The 17,243-nt window shown below is 48.0% G+C and carries 15 protein-coding genes; 9 read left to right on the forward strand and 6 right to left on the reverse strand.

What is annotated here, in order from left to right; translation table 11 throughout:
* Positions 1-14: 14 nt before the first annotated feature.
* Positions 15-974, reverse strand: a complete 960-nt coding sequence (locus tag ACFFUV_RS14295) for a LysR family transcriptional regulator (RefSeq protein ID WP_390194101.1) — start codon at positions 972-974, stop codon at positions 15-17.
* Between the two features lie 223 nt (positions 975-1,197).
* Here ACFFUV_RS14295 and ACFFUV_RS14300 point away from each other — a divergent pair, with 223 nt between their 5' ends.
* Positions 1,198-1,506, forward strand: a complete 309-nt coding sequence (locus ACFFUV_RS14300) for a DUF1330 domain-containing protein (RefSeq protein ID WP_390194103.1) — start codon at positions 1,198-1,200, stop codon at positions 1,504-1,506.
* A gap of 54 nt (positions 1,507-1,560) precedes the next feature.
* Positions 1,561-2,082, forward strand: a complete 522-nt coding sequence (locus tag ACFFUV_RS14305) for an NAD(P)H-dependent oxidoreductase (protein ID WP_390194106.1) — start codon at positions 1,561-1,563, stop codon at positions 2,080-2,082.
* 73 nt (positions 2,083-2,155) lie between these two features.
* On the opposite strand, the gene ACFFUV_RS14310 is transcribed toward ACFFUV_RS14305, so the two are convergent.
* Together ACFFUV_RS14310 and ACFFUV_RS14315 are read right to left on the reverse strand one after the other, a co-directional pair.
* Positions 2,156-3,595 (reverse strand): HAMP domain-containing sensor histidine kinase, encoded by a 1,440-nt coding sequence (locus ACFFUV_RS14310; RefSeq protein WP_390194109.1) that lies wholly within the window; start codon positions 3,593-3,595, stop codon positions 2,156-2,158.
* The gene (locus ACFFUV_RS14315) at positions 3,585-4,310 is read right to left on the reverse strand and encodes a response regulator (RefSeq protein ID WP_390194112.1); all 726 of its coding nucleotides are present in this window, start codon (positions 4,308-4,310) and stop codon (positions 3,585-3,587) included. Before ACFFUV_RS14315 ends, ACFFUV_RS14310 begins: the two co-directional genes overlap by 11 nt.
* 173 nt (positions 4,311-4,483) lie before the next feature.
* Between ACFFUV_RS14315 and ACFFUV_RS14320 the strand changes: the two genes are divergently transcribed.
* A complete protein-coding gene (locus ACFFUV_RS14320) occupies positions 4,484-4,786 on the forward strand; it encodes a hypothetical protein (protein WP_390194114.1) in 303 nt (100 codons plus the stop codon).
* 105 nt (positions 4,787-4,891) lie between these two features.
* Here ACFFUV_RS14320 and ACFFUV_RS14325 read toward each other — a convergent pair whose 3' ends face one another.
* The 3 genes from ACFFUV_RS14325 to ACFFUV_RS14335 all read right to left on the reverse strand — a co-directional run bounded on the left by ACFFUV_RS14325 (position 4,892) and on the right by ACFFUV_RS14335 (position 10,454).
* Positions 4,892-5,875, reverse strand: a complete 984-nt coding sequence (locus ACFFUV_RS14325; RefSeq protein WP_390194116.1) for a hypothetical protein — start codon at positions 5,873-5,875, stop codon at positions 4,892-4,894.
* 327 nt (positions 5,876-6,202) lie between these two features.
* The gene (locus tag ACFFUV_RS14330) at positions 6,203-7,120 is read right to left on the reverse strand and encodes a response regulator (protein ID WP_390194118.1); all 918 of its coding nucleotides are present in this window, start codon (positions 7,118-7,120) and stop codon (positions 6,203-6,205) included.
* Complete coding sequence (locus ACFFUV_RS14335) at positions 7,113-10,454, reverse strand: hybrid sensor histidine kinase/response regulator (protein ID WP_390194120.1); 3,342 nt, start codon at positions 10,452-10,454, stop codon at positions 7,113-7,115. Before ACFFUV_RS14335 ends, ACFFUV_RS14330 begins: the two co-directional genes overlap by 8 nt.
* A 234-nt stretch (positions 10,455-10,688) precedes the next feature.
* On the opposite strand from ACFFUV_RS14335, the gene urtA reads away from it, so the two are divergent.
* From urtA to ACFFUV_RS14365, 6 genes are all read left to right on the forward strand, one after another.
* Entirely contained in the window at positions 10,689-11,963 is a 1,275-nt protein-coding gene (urtA, locus tag ACFFUV_RS14340) for an urea ABC transporter substrate-binding protein (RefSeq protein WP_390194122.1), read from the forward strand.
* 211 nt (positions 11,964-12,174) lie between these two features.
* Complete coding sequence (gene urtB / locus ACFFUV_RS14345) at positions 12,175-13,749, forward strand: urea ABC transporter permease subunit UrtB (RefSeq protein WP_390194419.1); 1,575 nt, start codon at positions 12,175-12,177, stop codon at positions 13,747-13,749.
* 2 nt (positions 13,750-13,751) lie between these two features.
* The gene (urtC, locus tag ACFFUV_RS14350) at positions 13,752-14,837 is read left to right on the forward strand and encodes an urea ABC transporter permease subunit UrtC (RefSeq protein WP_390194124.1); all 1,086 of its coding nucleotides are present in this window, start codon (positions 13,752-13,754) and stop codon (positions 14,835-14,837) included.
* Entirely contained in the window at positions 14,834-15,673 is an 840-nt protein-coding gene (gene urtD / locus ACFFUV_RS14355) for an urea ABC transporter ATP-binding protein UrtD (RefSeq protein WP_390194125.1), read from the forward strand. The genes urtC and urtD overlap by 4 nt, the downstream gene beginning before the upstream one ends.
* Positions 15,667-16,362 (forward strand): urea ABC transporter ATP-binding subunit UrtE, encoded by a 696-nt coding sequence (gene urtE / locus ACFFUV_RS14360; RefSeq protein WP_390194126.1) that lies wholly within the window; start codon positions 15,667-15,669, stop codon positions 16,360-16,362. Before urtD ends, urtE begins: the two co-directional genes overlap by 7 nt.
* A 13-nt stretch (positions 16,363-16,375) precedes the next feature.
* Positions 16,376-17,227 (forward strand): urease accessory protein UreD, encoded by an 852-nt coding sequence (locus ACFFUV_RS14365; protein ID WP_390194128.1) that lies wholly within the window; start codon positions 16,376-16,378, stop codon positions 17,225-17,227.
* Positions 17,228-17,243 lie beyond the last annotated feature (16 nt).

Raw genomic sequence — 17,243 nt, forward strand, 5'->3', positions numbered from 1 at the left:
CCGTATTAAATCAATTAAGCAGGATATTGATACTGGCTTAATTGACTGAGCGGATAATGCAAATTCTTATCTTGCTTAAACGCCTCAAGAAGATAGTCAATGGTGACACGTACTCGCGGGGCGATAAGAGCGCGATGTGGGTACTGAATAACCAGCTCGAAAGAGCCCGGGTCATAATGGCTCGCGAGAACAATATGCAGTTCGCCGCGTTCTAAATATTCAATGGCATTGTGCATCGCGACTTGGGCGATACCGACCCCAGATAACGCGGCTTGCAGCGAGGCTTCAGGGGCCGATAAAGTCAGTACAGCAGGCGTGGGTTCGAAGTTAATGATGCTCCCATCTTGGTTTAAAAATCGCCAAACGTTGACTTTACCGCCGAGAAATCGGCGCGCTATTAATCTATGTTCGCAGAGTGCATCCGGTGATTCGGGCGCACCATTTTGCGCTAGGTAGTGGGGGGAGGCCACCAAGAGTGTACTGAGGTGGCTGACAGGTCGGGTGATTAAAGAGGAATCAACAATATGTCCGCCCCGAATGGCAATATCATAGCCGTCACGCACCAAATCTGTCACTCGGTCATCAAAGTCAACGTCCACCGACAAATGAGGATAGCGATTGAGCAGTTCAGGTAGAACCGGAAGCAGACATTCTTTGCCAATAGCTGCGCTGGTCGAAATTCTAACGTGACCGCTGATCTCCTGTTTCGTCGCAACCAAACTGTCTACCGCATTTTCAAGTGTATCCAGTGCACTGCGCGCATGACTTAAAAAGGCTTCGCCTTCTTCGGTTAGGTTAACTTTACGCGTGGTGCGGTTCATCAAACGAACATCAAGCGCCTGCTCTAGGCTGGCGATATTTTTGCTGACAGCGGCGGGGCTGATTGATAGCTTTTTCGCCGCTGCCGTGAAGTTTCCAGCGTCTGCTGCTTCAACGAACGAAGCGATAGCGCGTACGTGCTGGGAAATTTTCATAACTTGCTGTTCCAACTATCAATAATATACGCATCATTATTAACGTTAAGTTGATTAATGTTCAACCATAACCTCAATTAACATTACAAATGTTTAGCGGCATAATTCTGTGCTGGCCGGCACAATTCGATGCGAAGACGGTTGCTGGTAAAAGCGAGGTGTTTTGTGCAAATCGACTCAAAAATGGCCCTCTCTGAAACGGGTATTAGTTAGGAGGCATTGTATGCAAGGTGGTAAACCGGCTTATTTCATGTTTGATACTAAAGTGACCGACTCTGAAGCGCTCAAACCGTATTTGGAGCAAGTCGCGGGTACGTTGACTGTATTTGGCGGAAAACTATTGATTGCCGCTGGTGGGCATATCGACGTGGTTGAGGGTAAACCGCCACAAGGCGGTGTGGTAATGCTTGAATTTGATAGTATCGAAAAAGCCAATGCCTGGTATCACTCTAGCGCGTATCAAGCGATTATTTCACACCGGTTAGCAGGCTCACAGGCTAACGCTTGGTTGCTTGAAGGTCTCGCAAAATAATGTTTGTTGCAGCGAACGACTTAAAATCATTAATTATTAAATGGGGAAGTCTCTATGAAAACGTTGGTTATTGTTTCTCATCCTTATCCTGAAGCGTCAAAAGCAATTAAATCGTTGCAAGAAGCCGCTTTGTCCGTTGGTGATGTGACGGTCCGTAATTTGGAAACACTTTACGGTACAGATACGAGCAAGATTGATGTTGTGGCCGAGCAAGCGGCTTGTAAGGGTGTGGAACGCATTGTGTTTATGTATCCAACGCACTGGTTTAACTTAACCCCAATGCTGAAAGAGTACTTGAATGTGGTTTGGGCATTCGGCTGGGCATTTGGCCCTGGAGGTGAAGCGCTCAAAGGCAAAGAGTTGCTGGTTGTGACGACGGCAGGTGCCAGTGAGCACATGTATTCACAGCAAGGTCTGATTGAAAGCACAATGGAGGAAGTGTTGACGCCGATGAAAGCGTGTGCACTGTATGTAGGGATGTCATACGCGAAGCCCCAAGTGTTCTTTGACTCTATGGAACTGTCCGAAGAACGCGTTACTGAACTCAAAGCCACCATCACTGAGCGCTTAAGTTAACCTTGTTCATCGGCAACCTCGTCGAGACGTTGCCGATGGACTGTTTAGCCGAACAAGCGACAGGCAATTGACCTTACTGCGCTAAATGAATCGTGGCTTTCAACCCTTTCGGTTGATTGGCTTCTAGGCGTAACTCACCGCCATACTTACTGGCTAAAGATTGAGTAATCGCCAAGCCAAGCCCGATATTTGATTGCTGAGTATTACGCGCGTTATCTAATCGGACAAATGGCTTTAATGCCTGCTCGTGATGCTGCGGTTCAATACCGACACCGGTATCAACCACACTGATCGATAATCTATTCGACGTTACAACGGCTTCGAGTGAAATAGAAGCGTCATTGCCAGCATACTGAGCGGCATTATTCAGCAAATTTTCAACCATACGTTTTAAGTTTATAACCGGAATCGACCCCACCGCATCGTTAGGGCAGCGCAATGTAATCTCAATCCCTTGCTGCTGGTAGTGATGGCAGATAGCGTTAAACCACGGATAAAGCTCGGTGCGTTGACAGGTTTCAGGTTGCGCATCTTGTTTTGCAAAGCGCAGTGTCTCGCTGAGCATTTTATCCATGGTCTCAATATTATTAAGAATTTGCTGGCGATCCTCATTCTCTTCAAGAAATTCGGCTCTTAGTCGTAGACTGGTCAACGGTGTTCGTAGATCGTGGGAAATGGCGGCGAGCAGTTTTGTTCGCTCATCGATGTATTCGGTCACTTGATGCTGCATCTGGTTAAAAGCGTTGATGGTGGGGGTGAGATCTTGAGGAAGGTTGTCATTGTTCACTTCTTGAACTTGCTTGGTATGCGCGAATATTTGCGCGGCGTTACCCAGTTGGCGAATGGGTTTAAGGGCGCGGCGGATAATCATCAGTGAAACCAATACCGTTAGCAGCATGACGCAAACCAAAGTCAACAAGACACTGCTAGACCAATGGGCCGCACTCTTTTCAACGCCGGATGAAAAATTGAGCCACTGTTTGGCAACCAGTACTGAGCCATTGATGGTGGCGCTGAAACTCCTTGGGCTCAGCATTAAGTGGTGCCCGTTCGAAGCGCGATTATCCATCATCGAATTTGTACCCATCATTCGCTGATGCATTGTTGCCATATTTTGTTCATCAAGGGACATTAAAGGCGCGTCAGGCGACGCGATCAGTGTGATGTTTGCTTGAGGATAGCCTGCTTGATTGAAGGCTTGTATGACGTCGTTTTCCATCCCACTTAACGAATTTTGAGCGGCGACTTTTGGTGTTTTCGTGAGTGATAGTTGCAAATCTGAGCTAGCACTGGCGTCAAGCAACGTTCGGTGCAGTGAGTCGGGCGTTTGCTTTAGTGTATCGGCAATCGATACCACACGTTGCAGCGCTCGGGAAACCGAAAGCTTATTCAGACTTTGCGATTTGTCGTATGAAAGCAGATACAGTGACAGAACAAAACTGATCACAAAGCCGACAAGCACGATAATCCCGATTTGGTAAATCAGCTTTTGGCGAAGATAGTTAGTTATCATGACGCACTTGGCAGCTAAATTGATAGCCGCCACCCCAAATGGTTTTAATGAATGTTGGGTGCTTAGAATCGGGTTCTATTTTTTTTCTTAAGCGGCTAATTAATGTGTCTATGGCGCGATCGTAAACATTGTCTCCTCGGCCTTGAACCAGTTTGAGTAAATCGTCGCGGCTTAATACAGCGTTAGGGTGGCTAACAAAGGCCAGTAACATCGCAAACTCACTTGAGGTTAAAGGCGTGAGTTCGCCTTTGGGTGACAGTAATTCTCGACGCGTGACATTGAGATGCCACTGTGCAAAATAGTAGTCACATGGCGTATTGGTTTGCGATTCGATGCTCGGAATAGCGAAATGGCGACGCAGTACCGATTTAATCCGCGCCAGCAGCTCTCGAGGGTTAAAGGGCTTGGCGATATAGTCATCAGCACCAACCTCAAGGCCAATAATTCGGTCAATGTCTTCACCAAGCGCGGTCAGCATAATAATCGGCAAGTTGGTTTGACTTCGAACCTCTCGGCACAAAGTAATGCCGTCTTTGCCTGGCAACATAAGATCGAGAATCATGAGATCAAATGAGTGCGCCGCTAAGCGTTGGTGCATTTCAACGCCATCACTTGCTGTGACAACGTCTAAGCCATGCTGGCGTAAAAAACGCTGTAGCAAGTCGCGAATTTCCTGATGATCATCGACAACCAAAATACGATAAACTCTCTCCATTTCAACCTCATACTGCTCTCGTCTCTCTCTATCTTATACATAACCTTGCTAAATGTGTGACAAAGTTTGTCAAAGCGAATAAACGGCAATATTTGTCATAAAACAAAATCGTTGCGACACACATTTCTTCACGTCTCATGCTGTAATCAACTTAGGTTAGAAACGGGAGAATAATGATGAAAACATTAACTAAAACGGCCTTAGTTGCTGCTGTCGCTGTCGTATCGACAGGCGTTTATGCACATATGAATGCTGCAGGTCAACGTGGTGACATGGGCAATGTACAAAGCGGGCAGATGATGCATGGTGACTGGAAAGCGATGCAAGATTGGCATGAAAAGATGCAAAATGATCCGCAAGCTCGAGAAGCTTGGATGGCGAATCATCATAATGGCGCTCAAATGAATTCGGCTCAAGGCATCCACTGTCCAATGGCAGGGCAGCCAAGCTCTGGTCAAGCATCATCAAACCAGTAATCACTGGACCAAAGATAATATAAAAGGGAGACACGGCCAGTCTCCCTGATATTTGAATCGCTACGTTATGTAAATAGCAAGCTCGCGATAGGGATTAACGCATTCTTACGCGACGGCATAATCATCGACATTGTTCATCAGCAGTTGGTAGCTGGCATCAGAGCCATACGCCGTGACAGCAAAGTAATCTTCGGCGCTGAGATCAATATCTAAGCCATCCAGATAGGCGTATTGAGCGTCACTCAGTGCCGTCACGTCGATATCAATGATGCTGTCAGCAAACTCAACCTGTGCATTTGAGACAATCAAGCCAAATGTATCATCACCATTGGAGGCAAGCTGTTGCTCAGTGAGCGGCAATTCGACTGTTGAATCTTCGGCGTTGAGCCACTCGACATTGGCAAAGTCCAAGGCGATGCTATCAGCAAAGAGCGCGATTTCGTCAAATCCGTCGCCGCCATCAATAAACCGCGTCATGTCTGCTGAGTCAGCACTGTGGAGATCGAGAACAAAACGGTCATCGCCAGCGCCAAGGTCCACGGAGAATTCGGTCCAATGAGTGTTACTTTGCTCTGAGCTGGCGCTAAAGGTTAAGGTATCGTCACCGTTACCTGTTGCGATGGTATAGAGATTGCCCCAATTACCGCTGTTACTGTATGACGCCACGTTCAAGTCCACGTTTTGTTCAAAGCTACTGAGATCCACATTTCCCCGTTTTGCCCCGTTAATATTGAGGGTAAAGGTGCCCCACCACGCGTCAACGTTACTCAATGCAATATTGACATCAACAAAGCCTTCAACGTTCATTTCAGTGGTTTCGCTGATGTTATATAACCCAGTATCGCGAATGAAGAGTTCTTTAAGTCCTTCTCCATTCCATGGACCGTGATTGGTCACATTGACACCAAAAGCGCCAATGTCCGAGATGTTTTGAATGAAAGCAGACACGTGTTCAGTCTCGAATTTGAAGTTTTCATGCATGTAATAGGCAACGCTATCAAATTCCCAATCAATCATTTGTCCATTGAACTGGCTAAGGTTGGCTGCGGAACCTGTGCCATCGGTATTCGTAGAACCAAAAATAACCATAAAATTGTCCTTATTGTATTCTCTTAACGTGCAGTGAAACCTCACTGTGATTCACTGGTGATATAAAATGGGCGAGAATAGTAGTCAAAATAAGATGAAAATGTAGGCTAACTCTCTGAATTTGGTACTTTTATAGTCCTGTAAACTAAAGTTAGTTTCTTCTTGCTTGAGATTGACTTCATCTCGATGGGTAGGATTGTAGCGAGGTTAGCAGGGCGCTAGGTCAGCACTGGATGTGAAAAAGTGTTGTCTCGCAATAGTTAGTCAGTTTGCAAGTTGCAGCAGAGTTCTTTGACGTCAGTCGACTTTTTCGTGCTAGTGATGGCCTTACTTTTCAAGCACTCGAATCGACATGCTGACGGCGGAAGTGCGGTTATCGACTTCCAATTTTTTGTAGATTTGTTCAAGGTGCTTATTAACCGTGCGTGGGCTCATTTGCAGTATCTGAGCGATTTCCCAGTTGGTTTTGCCAAAAGAGAGCCAATACAATACCTGTGATTCCCGCTTAGTGATATTAAAGACTTGGCGCAAGTCTTCCTCAGTGCCGGCTTGCTTAGGTAAATTGACGCGCAGCAGAACGTGCGACTGACTTTCATCACAGGCCAAGGTTACCTCAAGCGGTGCACCAAGCTGTTTGAGCGTTAAGTGTTGGCTGCGAGAAGGGCTGTTGAGCCATGTCGCGATATCGGGTTGTAGAATCGCCCAAGTATGATGAAGCGCATGTTGACTCTCAGGTTGTTCGCTCAGCTTGGCAATCAGTTGTTGAGCATGTGGCGTCGCCCATTCCAACTCACCTTGTTCGGAAACACAAAAGATAAACTGACCAGCGTAATCTAAGGCTGCCTGTGCTGATTTTGCGATTTGCGCATTGTGGCTATGTACGCGAATTCGTGCCAATACTTCATCAGGGACGACCGGTTTAGTAATGTAATCAACGCCGCCGGCTTCAAATCCTTTAATCACATGCTTGGAGTCATTCAGTCCTGTCATAAAGATGATGGGAATGGCTGGGAGCTTCTCTTTGAGTCTCAAGCAGGTATCAAATCCGTCGAGTTCAGGCATGATGGCATCGAGCAAAATGACATCCGGCTGAACTTTATCCACAATCGATAGCGCTTGATGCCCGCTCAGGGCGACCAATACCGTAAGGCCGGCTTGATTGAGTGTGGCATTGAGCATTCCCAAGGATTCCGGCGAATCATCCACCACAAGGACGATGATATTATTTTGTTTGTATTCACTCATGAATCATTCCATTGATATGTTCGACGATCTCGGCAAATCGGCAGCCTTGCATCTCTTCTCGCATTAACGCAATAAAGTCGCTGCCCTGATGGCCGTTGGTTTCCAGTTGATCGATTAGGTCGCTAAAGGCCGACATAAAGCCAATTTCTGCGTAGCTTTTCAGCTCAAGCAATTGGGGTTTGGTCGGGCAGATGGGGTTGGTGACATCCGGGGTCGGTGCATGATCATAACGCCAACTGATGTCTAAAAGATGGCTGAGTTTGGCTAGCAGCTCGGGAATGGATACCGGCTTGGTAAGGTAGCCATTGTGATATCGATAGAGCTGATTATGGGTTTCTAGCTCCTGAATATTGGCTGACAGCATTAAAATGGGCTGAGGATAATGCTGCTGCCTAAGCTTTATCGCGAGTTGCCATCCATTGATTTGCGGCATGAAGATATCCAGCATAAAGAGATCGATCGCCTCGCTTTGGGCGAGTGCTAATGCCGCTTCTGCGCCGTTGGCTTGTAATACGTTAAAGCCAAGTGGAGTAAGAATATTACTGATAAGGTGGCGCTGATCTTCAATATCATCAACCACTAGAATATTACGTCTTGGGCCATGGTAGCCGCTGACCGCAGTGTTTGACAGCTCTGGCTCTGGTGCGTAATCGTTAACTTCAGAAAGCATCATTTTTAAGGTGAAAGTGCTCCCTGTTCCTTTTTCACTGTGACACTCAATCTCACCCCCCATTAATTCTGCCAGCGCGTTGGAGATGGTTAAACCAAGTCCCGTACCGTTAATGTGCTTGGTTTGGTCGCTATGAATCCGTTCAAAAGGTCGAAAAATTCGTCGCTGCTCTTCGTCACTTAAACCTATACCAGAGTCAGAGATATGAAAGCGCGCGACTTGGTTACGATAAGAAACTTCAAAGCGAATCACACCGGTCTCTGTATATTTCACCGCGTTATTGAGTAAATTGATTAAAATTTGCCGCAGTCGCTGCTTATCGGATGCGATAAACATCGGCAGGTGGCTGGCTAAGTTGACTTCAAATTTGAGCTGTTTTTGCTCGGCCTGCATCTTAAACATGTCTACCAGTTGGTCGAGCAGGGCGTGAAGATTAAATTCATCGCGGTGCAGTTCTAAACGGCCTGCTTCAATTTTGGATATCTCGAGTAAGCTTTCGAGTAAGTCCCCTAAATGTTTGCCATTACGTTGCAGCGTCATGGCATATTGGCGCTTTTGTTCGCTGAGTTCTTGATCTTGGCTCAGCAGTTGGGAATACCCAAGCAGTACGTTGAGCGGAGTTCGCAGCTCATGACTTAAACTGGCTAAGTATCGACTTTTAGCATTGTTCGCGGTTTCGGCTTTTTTCTTGGCTCGTTCAAGTTCGCGCGATGTATGTTGGTGGGCGTGTATCTCGTTGGATAATAAATCCGTATGCGCTTGCAGCTCTTTCATGGCTAAGCGTCCGCTAGAACGAGCGAGCACAAACAGCCAACTGATGATCCCAATGGGTATCAGCAGCAAAGCAAACGCTTTGAATAAGCTGGTTGAGAGTGCGCTCATTCGCAGTGCATCTAAACTGGGTACTTGGCTATACGCCAAGGCCAAAATAGCGGCAATTGCGAAGCTCATCATCAGCATCACCACCACAAATTGGCTAACGGAGGAAGAGAGTTTACCAATCCAATGCTGGGGCAGGTACGGTTTGAGGAAGGCATTGACCTGAGCATGAAAAGTCGCTTGGGGGCGGCACTTATCATGGCAACGCGCATCGAGCGAGCAACATAGTGAGCAGATATACCCCTTATAAGCTGGACACATCGCCATGTCTTCTTCTTCAAACGTATGTTCACACACCACGCATTGATGCTCCTCTTGACCTTGTCGATATATGTCATTGCCGGGCACTAAATAAAACTGGCTGCGAGTAAGCAAAGCGATACTGGGCGCAGTGATAAACGGCAGGGCGAAAGCCAAATAGGAAGCAAAGGCTTTAACCAGTTCGTTGAAAGCGCCCAAATGTGCGGCGAGACCAAACAGCGACGCGATGATCATCGAGCCTAATCCCACTGGGTTGATGTCATAGAGTTTTGAGCGCTTAAACTCAATATGTTTCGGACTTAGACCTAACGGCTTATTGATCGCTAGGTCGGCAACAATGCTGCCTATCCAAGCAAGAACGAGTACCGAATAAACTTGGAGTGTTTGCTCAATTAACTGATATACCCCGAGCTCCATCAGTAATAAAGCGATCAGTACGTTAAAAATCATCCATACCACACGCCCTGGGTGGTGGTGGGTTAAGCGTGAAAAAAAGTTCGACCAAGCCAGTGAGCCAGCATAAGCATTGGCGACGTTGATTTTAAGCTGTGAGATGATGACAAACAGCCCCGCGCATAGCAACGCAAGCTTGGTGTTGTCGGTCGTATAGCTAAAGACATTGACGTACATATGCGCTGGGTCACCTGCAAACTGAGGTAACACACCATGGGTAATGGCCAGCCAAGCCAAAAAACTGCCCAGCGCAATTTTGAGTGCACCAAACAGCATCCAGCCAGGGCCACCGATGAGCATCGCTGCCCACCAACGCCATTTACTGGAAGGGGTTTGCGCCGGTAAAAAGCGTAAAAAATCAACTTGCTCGCCAATTTGTGCAACCACCGACAGCAGCACGGCAGAGGCTGCGCCAAATAGTAACCAATCAAATTGAGGGGCATGATCGTGGAGGCCGCCATAATTTAGCCATTGATCAACTTGGGAGTCAGGATGATTAAATACGTAGAACAGCGGAATAATTTGCATCATGAGCCATAGAGGCTGAGACCACATTTGGAAGCGACCGATATTGGAAATGCCGAGAGTGACCAGTGGAATCACGATGACGGCGCTGAGGATATACCCCCAAAATAATGGAATGCCAAACAGCAGTTCGAGGGCCATCGACATAATCGCGGCCTCCAAAGCAAAGAAGATAAACGTAAAGGAGGCGTAAATCAGCGATGCAATGGTTGAGCCAATATAACCGAAACCCGCCCCGCGACTGAGGAGATCAGCATCGACGCCATATTTCGCCGCGTAATAACAGATTGGAATTCCGCTCAGGATCACGACAAAAGAGACACCAGCAATCGCCCACAGTGAGTTAACGACGCCATAATTGAGCGTAATGGTTCCGCCTAATGCTTCAAGCACTAAAAATGAAACGATGCCCAAGGCCGTATTAGCAATCCAACTGGCAGACCATTTGCGCGCTCGTTTGGCGGTAAAGCGTAGCGCGAAATCTTCTAACAGCTCGTTGGCGACCAGTTTATTATATCGACGACGCGTGACGGGCACTTTTTGCATGTCTGATTCTTCTTCCTTAAAGCGAATATTCGCACTCCTTGCGAATCTCGATATCGCACAATACCTTCTCTCGTATTTGCGACCAATCGCGCGATTATACCGTTAAACCAGCGTCTCATATATGCGTAGTTTTACGTAGATGATCTGCACAATTTGCGCATTTTTCATGATGAGTGTTTGGTCAATACTCATGCCTAGCTTGTGATTTTTACAAACAACTAGGGACGAACAACAATGAAACGGAACTTTCTCTCAACAGCGATGCTTGCGGCATCGTTACTTAGCGCTCATGCGATGGCGGCGGATACCATTAAAGTCGGTGTGCTGCACTCACTGTCAGGCACCATGGCAATCAGTGAAACCACACTGAAAGACACCATGTTAATGCTGATTGATGAGCAGAACAAAAAAGGCGGCTTATTGGGGAAAAAGCTTGAGCCTGTCGTGGTTGACCCTGCATCGAACTGGCCGCTGTTTGCTGAGAAGGCGCGTGAACTGATCGCCAAAGATAAAGTCTCGGCGGTGTTTGGCTGTTGGACTTCGGTTTCTCGTAAATCCGTGCTGCCTGTTTTTGAAGAGCTGGATAGCGTGTTGTTCTATCCGGTTCAGTATGAGGGTGAAGAGTCCTCGAAAAACGTGTTTTATACTGGCGCTGCGCCAAACCAACAAGCCATTCCCGCGGTCGATTACTTGATGGATCAAGGGGTTGAACGTTGGGTCCTGGCTGGCACCGATTACGTCTATCCGCGTACCACCAACAAAATTTTAGAAGCGTATCTGAAAGATAAAGGGGTTGCGGCTGACGACATCATGATCAACTACACCCCATTTGGTCATTCTGATTGGCAGTCTATTGTTTCAGACATTAAGAAGTTTGGTTCCGCCGGTAAGAAAACCGCCGTGGTTTCGACGGTCAATGGCGATGCAAACGTCCCTTTTTATAAAGAGCTAGCCAACCAAGGCGTCAGCGCCGACGAAATTCCAGTGGTTGCTTTCTCTGTCGGTGAGGAAGAGCTTTCTGGCATGGATACGTCGCCATTGGTTGGGCACCTTGCCGCCTGGAACTACTTTGAAAGCGTCGATTCTGAGCAAAATGATGACTTTATCGAGCAATGGCATAAATTCACTAAAGATGACAGCCGAGTGACGAACGACCCTATGGAAGCGACGTACATCGGTTTCAATATGTGGGTGAAAGCGGTTGAAGCAGCAGGAACCACCGATCCTGACGCCGTGCAACAAGCGTTGATTGGCACCTCAGTCCCCAACCTAACGGGCGGCTACTCAACCATGATGCCTAATCACCACATTACTAAGCCGGTATTGATTGGGGAAATTCAAGATGATGGCCAGTTCCAAACGGTATGGAAAACCAGTGGTTTAGTGGCTGGCGATGCTTGGTCTGACTTCCTGCCTGGTTCAAAAGACCTGATTTCCGACTGGCGTGCTCCGCTGAGCTGTGGGAACTACAACGTGAAAACAGGCAAGTGTTCTGGGCAAAATTACTGAGTTCTTGCCAGTTCACGGATAAACGATGTTTTGCATCGACAAATAGAATCAGTGTGAGCTTCATTTGAAGCTCCACTTTCTTCATTTGGTGCGGCGTTAGCACACCAACAGGGAAGTGAAAGGGTTTTCCATGATATTAACCACTTGCTTTAGGTCGGTACCGGGTTTAACACGTTGCCGCCTTATCGCTTATTTAATTGGCTTGATGGCAATGCTCTATGGCAGTTTCGTGCTGGCCAATAGCGATGACTTTGAGCAAGGCTTACAGGCGCTGCAAGGGTCCAACTTTAATCAAATCGGACAAGGTGTTGATTTGATTGCCCAAAGTGGTGATGAGCGAGCCGTTGAAGTTCTGTCCTTATTACTCGATGGGGATCTTTATCGTCACAAGAAAGCGCATACCTTAGTGGTTGTTCAGCAGAAACAAGGCCGCGAGTATGTGATTGCGCCTTTATTTTCTCAAGACACTGATTCAACCGAGATCGTTAAGTCACGAGCGATCAAAAAGATCGGCATTAATAACCGGCTGCGTGGGCAGTTGAAATCGCTGATTGCTGCACTCAACATTTCACATCCGGATGCGCAGCGGCGCTTGCAAGCCGTCAATCAACTCATGGGGGCGATGGATGAGCAAAGCTATGGGTTACTTAAAGCGCACCTCGTGAATGAAACCAATGCGTCGGTCAATGAACTCGGTGAAATGGCACTCGCGATTTATGACTTACGCAACAGCGAGCAGCAAAGCACCGTCAAGTCCGCGATTACTACACTTAAAGCCAGTTATCAGCCCAGTGCGCGCAATGCACTCAATCGTTACTTAAACCAGCACCCAGATAGCGAACTGGCAGGCGATGTTACCTCGGCATTAGCCAGCATTGAACAGCGAGAAAAAATAGCAGATATGACCCAAACCTTGTTTTTTGGGCTCAGTCTCGGGTCGGTTTTGGTGTTAGCCGCGATTGGTTTAGCGATCACTTTTGGGGTCATGGGGGTGATCAATATGGCGCATGGCGAGTTGATTATGCTTGGCGCTTATACCACTTATGTCGTTCAAACTTTAATGCCTAATCATATTGGGTTGTCTATCTTTGTCTCGATTCCTTTGGCATTTTTGGTGTCAGCATTGGTGGGAATTCTTATTGAACGCTGTGTCATTCGCTTCTTATACGGCCGACCACTTGAAACCTTACTGGCGACCTTTGGGATTAGCTTGGTGTTACAGCAAGCGGTGCGCACCATTTTCTCACCTCTCAATCGCTCCGTTTCAACTCCGGAGTGGATGCAGGGGGTGATTGAAATTAACCCAATGCTTAGTTTGACCTTGAATCGGCTTTATATCATCGCCTTTTGTCTCATCGTGTTTACCTTGTTGTTTCTTATCTTGCGTTATACCCGCCTCGGTATCGAAGTCCGTGCTGTGTCGCAAAACCGTAGTATGGCGCGCGCCATGGGGGTTCGCTCCGAATGGGTTGACGCCATGACCTTTGGCCTTGGCTCCGGCATCGCTGGCATCGCTGGGGTTGCGCTTAGTCAACTGACCAACGTTGGTCCTAATCTTGGTCAGCAATACATTATCGATTCGTTCATGGTGGTGGTGTTTGGCGGCGTCGGCAACTTATGGGGCACCTTGGTGGCGGGGATGTCACTTGGGGTGGCGAACAAAGTACTCGAACCCTGGGCAGGCGCTGTCTTAGCCAAAATTCTTGTCCTGGTGTTCATCATTCTCTTTATTCAGAAAAAGCCCCGAGGATTATTTCCTCAAAAAGGGCGCTCAGCGGAGGGGTAATCATGACGATTCAACCCAAGGTATTTGATCGTTCAACCCTAAGTTTTCTTATTGTTTTAGCCGTGGCGCTGTGCGTCATTCCGGCGCTGAATTTATGGGTTGCGAGCGACAGCGCACTGCATGTTTCTACGTATACCATAACATTAATGGGCAAATACCTGACCTATGCACTGCTCGCGGTCGCCGTCGATCTTGTGTGGGGTTATCTTGGTATTTTAAGCCTTGGTCACGCGGCGTTTTTTGCGCTAGGCGGCTACGCCATGGGGATGTATTTAATGCGCCAAATTGGCGATCGCGGTACCTATGGCAATCCCGAACTGCCCGATTTTATGGTGTTTCTCAACTGGACAGAACTCCCTTGGTTTTGGCATGGCTTTGACCAGTTTTGGTTTGCTGCACTCATGATTGTTTTAGCGCCTGGCATTCTTGCCTTTGTTTTTGGCTGGTTTGCGTTTCGTTCTCGCGTTACGGGAGTCTATTTGTCGATCATTACTCAAGCGCTCACCTACGCGTTAATGTTGGCGTTCTTTCGTAACGAAATGGGGTTTGGCGGCAATAACGGTTTAACCGACTTTAAAGACATTCTTGGCTTTGACCTTCAAGCCCACTCGACGCGAGTTAGCTTATTCGCGCTCTCGGGTATTGCGCTGGCATTTGGCTACCTTTGCTGTCGATTTATTGTCGTCAGCCGGTTAGGGCGTGTGGCGATGGCAGTTCGCGATGCGGAGTCGCGTACGCGTTTCACCGGTTATAAGGTCGAATATATCAAGTTAGCCATCTTCTGCTTTTCAGCGGTACTGGCGGGCATTGCGGGGGCCCTGTATGTACCGCAAGTGGGCATCATCAATCCCTCAGAATTTTCGCCGCTCAATTCAATTGAACTGGTGGTGTGGGTCGCGCTTGGCGGACGGGCCACTTTATACGGGGCGGTGGTTGGAGCCATTGCCGTCAACTATGCCAAAACGTATTTAACCGCTGCGCTGCCCGAGGTCTGGTTGTTTAGCCTCGGTGCGATGTTTGTGTTGGTGACCCTGTTTTTGCCGAAAGGTGTTGTTGGGCTTATCAAAGCCAAGGAGGCCAAAGCATGAGTTTACTGGATGTGGCCAAATCATTGGCCGACCGAGAGCACGTCTATGATTTTATGACGCCAAAAGCGAATCCTATGTTAACCGTTGGTCACGGCTGCTTATTGTATCTTGAAGGGTTAACGGTGAGTTTTGACGGTTTTAAAGCGATCGACGATCTTAATCTTTATATCAAAGAAGGGGAGTTGCGCTGCATTATTGGCCCCAATGGGGCCGGTAAAACCACCATGATGGATATCATTACCGGCAAAACTCGCCCTGACAGCGGCAGTGCGTGGTTTGGACAAAATATTGATTTGCTGAACCTTAATGAGCCCGAAATTGCACAAGCAGGGATTGGTCGCAAATTTCAAAAGCCTACCGTATTTGAAAGCCAAACGGTATTTAATAACTTAGAACTGGCCATGGCTGGGCCGAAGACCGTGACGTCAACCTTGTTCGCTAAACTCTCGTCATCACAGCTTGACTACATCGACTATGTGCTGAAGCAAATCGGGCTAGAGGCGCAGCGCATGCTCCTGGCGGGCGCTCTTTCTCACGGTCAAAAGCAGTGGCTCGAGATAGGTATGCTCTTGATGCAGAACCCCAAATTATTGCTGGTGGATGAACCGGTGGCAGGAATGACTCATCAAGAGATGGATCGCACGGGAGAATTATTAACCAGCTTGGCAGGCGAGCGCACCATCGTGTTGGTTGAGCACGATATGGATTTTGTCCGTTCGATAGCCAAAGACGTCACGGTATTGCACCAAGGAAGCGTCCTCGCCGAAGGAACCATGGAGCAAGTGCAAAGCAACCCCAAAGTGGTTGAAGTGTATTTGGGGGAAGAAGCATGCTAACTATCAAAGGGTTAAACCAGTTTTATGGGCAAAGCCATACCCTGTGGGATTTGGATATGGAGGTGGTTGAAGGCCAGTGTACTTGCCTAATGGGACGCAATGGCGTTGGCAAAACCACGTTACTGCAATGCGTGATGGGGCTGCTCAGCGCGCAGAGCGGTGAGATTAACTACATGGGACAAAACATCGCGTCTTTTGCCGCAGAAAAACGCGCGCCTTTAGGCATTGGTTATGTACCACAGGGGCGACAGATCTTTCCGTTGTTAACCGTTGAAGAAAACCTGCGCATTGGATTACCGATGCGAGGTGATAACAGTAGGCAAGTCCCTGACTTTATTTATGAACTCTTTCCCGTTCTCAAACAAATGCTGCATCGCCGTGGCGGCGATCTGTCTGGTGGTCAACAGCAGCAACTGGCGATTGGCCGAGCCTTGGTCATTAACCCTAAATTGCTGATTTTAGATGAGCCCACAGAAGGGATTCAGCCTAATGTGGTGGCCGAAATTGGCGACATTATTCGCAGGCTTAATCAAGAGATCGGGCTAACTGTGTTGCTGGTTGAACAGAAACTGCCATTTGCCCGCAAAGTGACGGATCGTTTTTGTATTTTGGATCGCGGTCGTCAAGTGGCAAGTGGTGACATGAGCGCGCTTGATGACAAGCTAGTCAAAGAATATTTAACGGTATAGAGCGGTGCGTTTTATGTCGACATTCAATCTCACGACTCAAACCACAAGGCACTGGCCAGCGTTTTTATCGCTGGGGTTTGACCGCAATGGCGAGAAAACGCGCATGCACCAGATGCGATTTCAAGGGCCGCTGCGGGTGCAAAAACCATTCTATCCAGAAGGGGATGTTTGCCATGTCTATTTGCTTCATCCACCGGGGGGGTTGGTTTCAGGTGACGATCTAAGCATTCAAATTGAGTGCGCGCCAAACAGCCATGCGTTGGTGACCACACCGTCAGCGGGCAAAATTTATCGCGCGGATAGCCAAGATGGTGCGCAGCGACAGCAAGTGCATATTGATGTTGTTGATGGATGCTGCGAGTGGTTACCCATGGAGACGATTGTCTTTGATGGGGCTCACGGCAAGTTATCAACGCGGGTCAATTTGTATGGCGAGGCGAAGTTCGCCGGGCTTGATGTCTTTTGCTTAGGCAGGCCGAAAAGCGCTTTGCCGTTTGTCAGTGGTAGCGTTGAGCAGCGTATTGCACTGTATTACCAAGATAACCCCATCTTTCTTGAGCGTCAGTACCTTGCTGCCGATGACCCATTGGTCAAAGCGATGAGTGGCTTTGACCGGCATTGGGTGTCGGGCACTTTAATGGTGGTGGGGATAGACGATATCGACTTGGCTGTATCGAACCTTCAGACCTTAACCGAACAAGCCGGAAAAACACTTAGTGTGACTGAACGCTTGGGGGTGATTGTCGTGCGGTATCTCGGCGATTGCAGCGAGCAAGCGCAAACCCAGCTCAGAGCTTGCTGGCAGAGTGTTCGTCCACTACTGAACGGCAAAGCGGCGTGTACACCGCGTATATGGAATACCTAATTTTTTGAGGACATAG

The sequence above is a fragment of the Vibrio olivae genome (assembly GCF_042428525.1).
Taxonomy (GTDB): domain Bacteria; phylum Pseudomonadota; class Gammaproteobacteria; order Enterobacterales; family Vibrionaceae; genus Vibrio; species Vibrio olivae.

Excerpts from the sequence above, each read along its gene's own strand:
- ACFFUV_RS14365 (WP_390194128.1), top strand. The coding sequence starts at position 16,376 with ATGTCGACATTCAATCTCACGACTCAAACCACAAGGCACTGGCCAGCG.
- urtA (WP_390194122.1), top strand. The coding sequence starts at position 10,689 with ATGAAACGGAACTTTCTCTCAACAGCGATGCTTGCGGCATCGTTACTT.
- ACFFUV_RS14295 (WP_390194101.1), bottom strand. The coding sequence starts at position 974 with ATGAAAATTTCCCAGCACGTACGCGCTATCGCTTCGTTCGTTGAAGCA.
- urtD (WP_390194125.1), top strand. The coding sequence starts at position 14,834 with ATGAGTTTACTGGATGTGGCCAAATCATTGGCCGACCGAGAGCACGTC.
- urtE (WP_390194126.1), top strand. The coding sequence starts at position 15,667 with ATGCTAACTATCAAAGGGTTAAACCAGTTTTATGGGCAAAGCCATACC.
- ACFFUV_RS14325 (WP_390194116.1), bottom strand. The coding sequence starts at position 5,875 with ATGGTTATTTTTGGTTCTACGAATACCGATGGCACAGGTTCCGCAGCC.
- urtC (WP_390194124.1), top strand. The coding sequence starts at position 13,752 with ATGACGATTCAACCCAAGGTATTTGATCGTTCAACCCTAAGTTTTCTT.
- ACFFUV_RS14300 (WP_390194103.1), top strand. The coding sequence starts at position 1,198 with ATGCAAGGTGGTAAACCGGCTTATTTCATGTTTGATACTAAAGTGACC.
- ACFFUV_RS14335 (WP_390194120.1), bottom strand. The coding sequence starts at position 10,454 with ATGCAAAAAGTGCCCGTCACGCGTCGTCGATATAATAAACTGGTCGCC.
- ACFFUV_RS14320 (WP_390194114.1), top strand. The coding sequence starts at position 4,484 with ATGATGAAAACATTAACTAAAACGGCCTTAGTTGCTGCTGTCGCTGTC.
- ACFFUV_RS14310 (WP_390194109.1), bottom strand. The coding sequence starts at position 3,595 with ATGATAACTAACTATCTTCGCCAAAAGCTGATTTACCAAATCGGGATT.
- ACFFUV_RS14330 (WP_390194118.1), bottom strand. The coding sequence starts at position 7,120 with ATGAGTGAATACAAACAAAATAATATCATCGTCCTTGTGGTGGATGAT.
- ACFFUV_RS14305 (WP_390194106.1), top strand. The coding sequence starts at position 1,561 with ATGAAAACGTTGGTTATTGTTTCTCATCCTTATCCTGAAGCGTCAAAA.
- urtB (WP_390194419.1), top strand. The coding sequence starts at position 12,175 with ATGCTCTATGGCAGTTTCGTGCTGGCCAATAGCGATGACTTTGAGCAA.
- ACFFUV_RS14315 (WP_390194112.1), bottom strand. The coding sequence starts at position 4,310 with ATGGAGAGAGTTTATCGTATTTTGGTTGTCGATGATCATCAGGAAATT.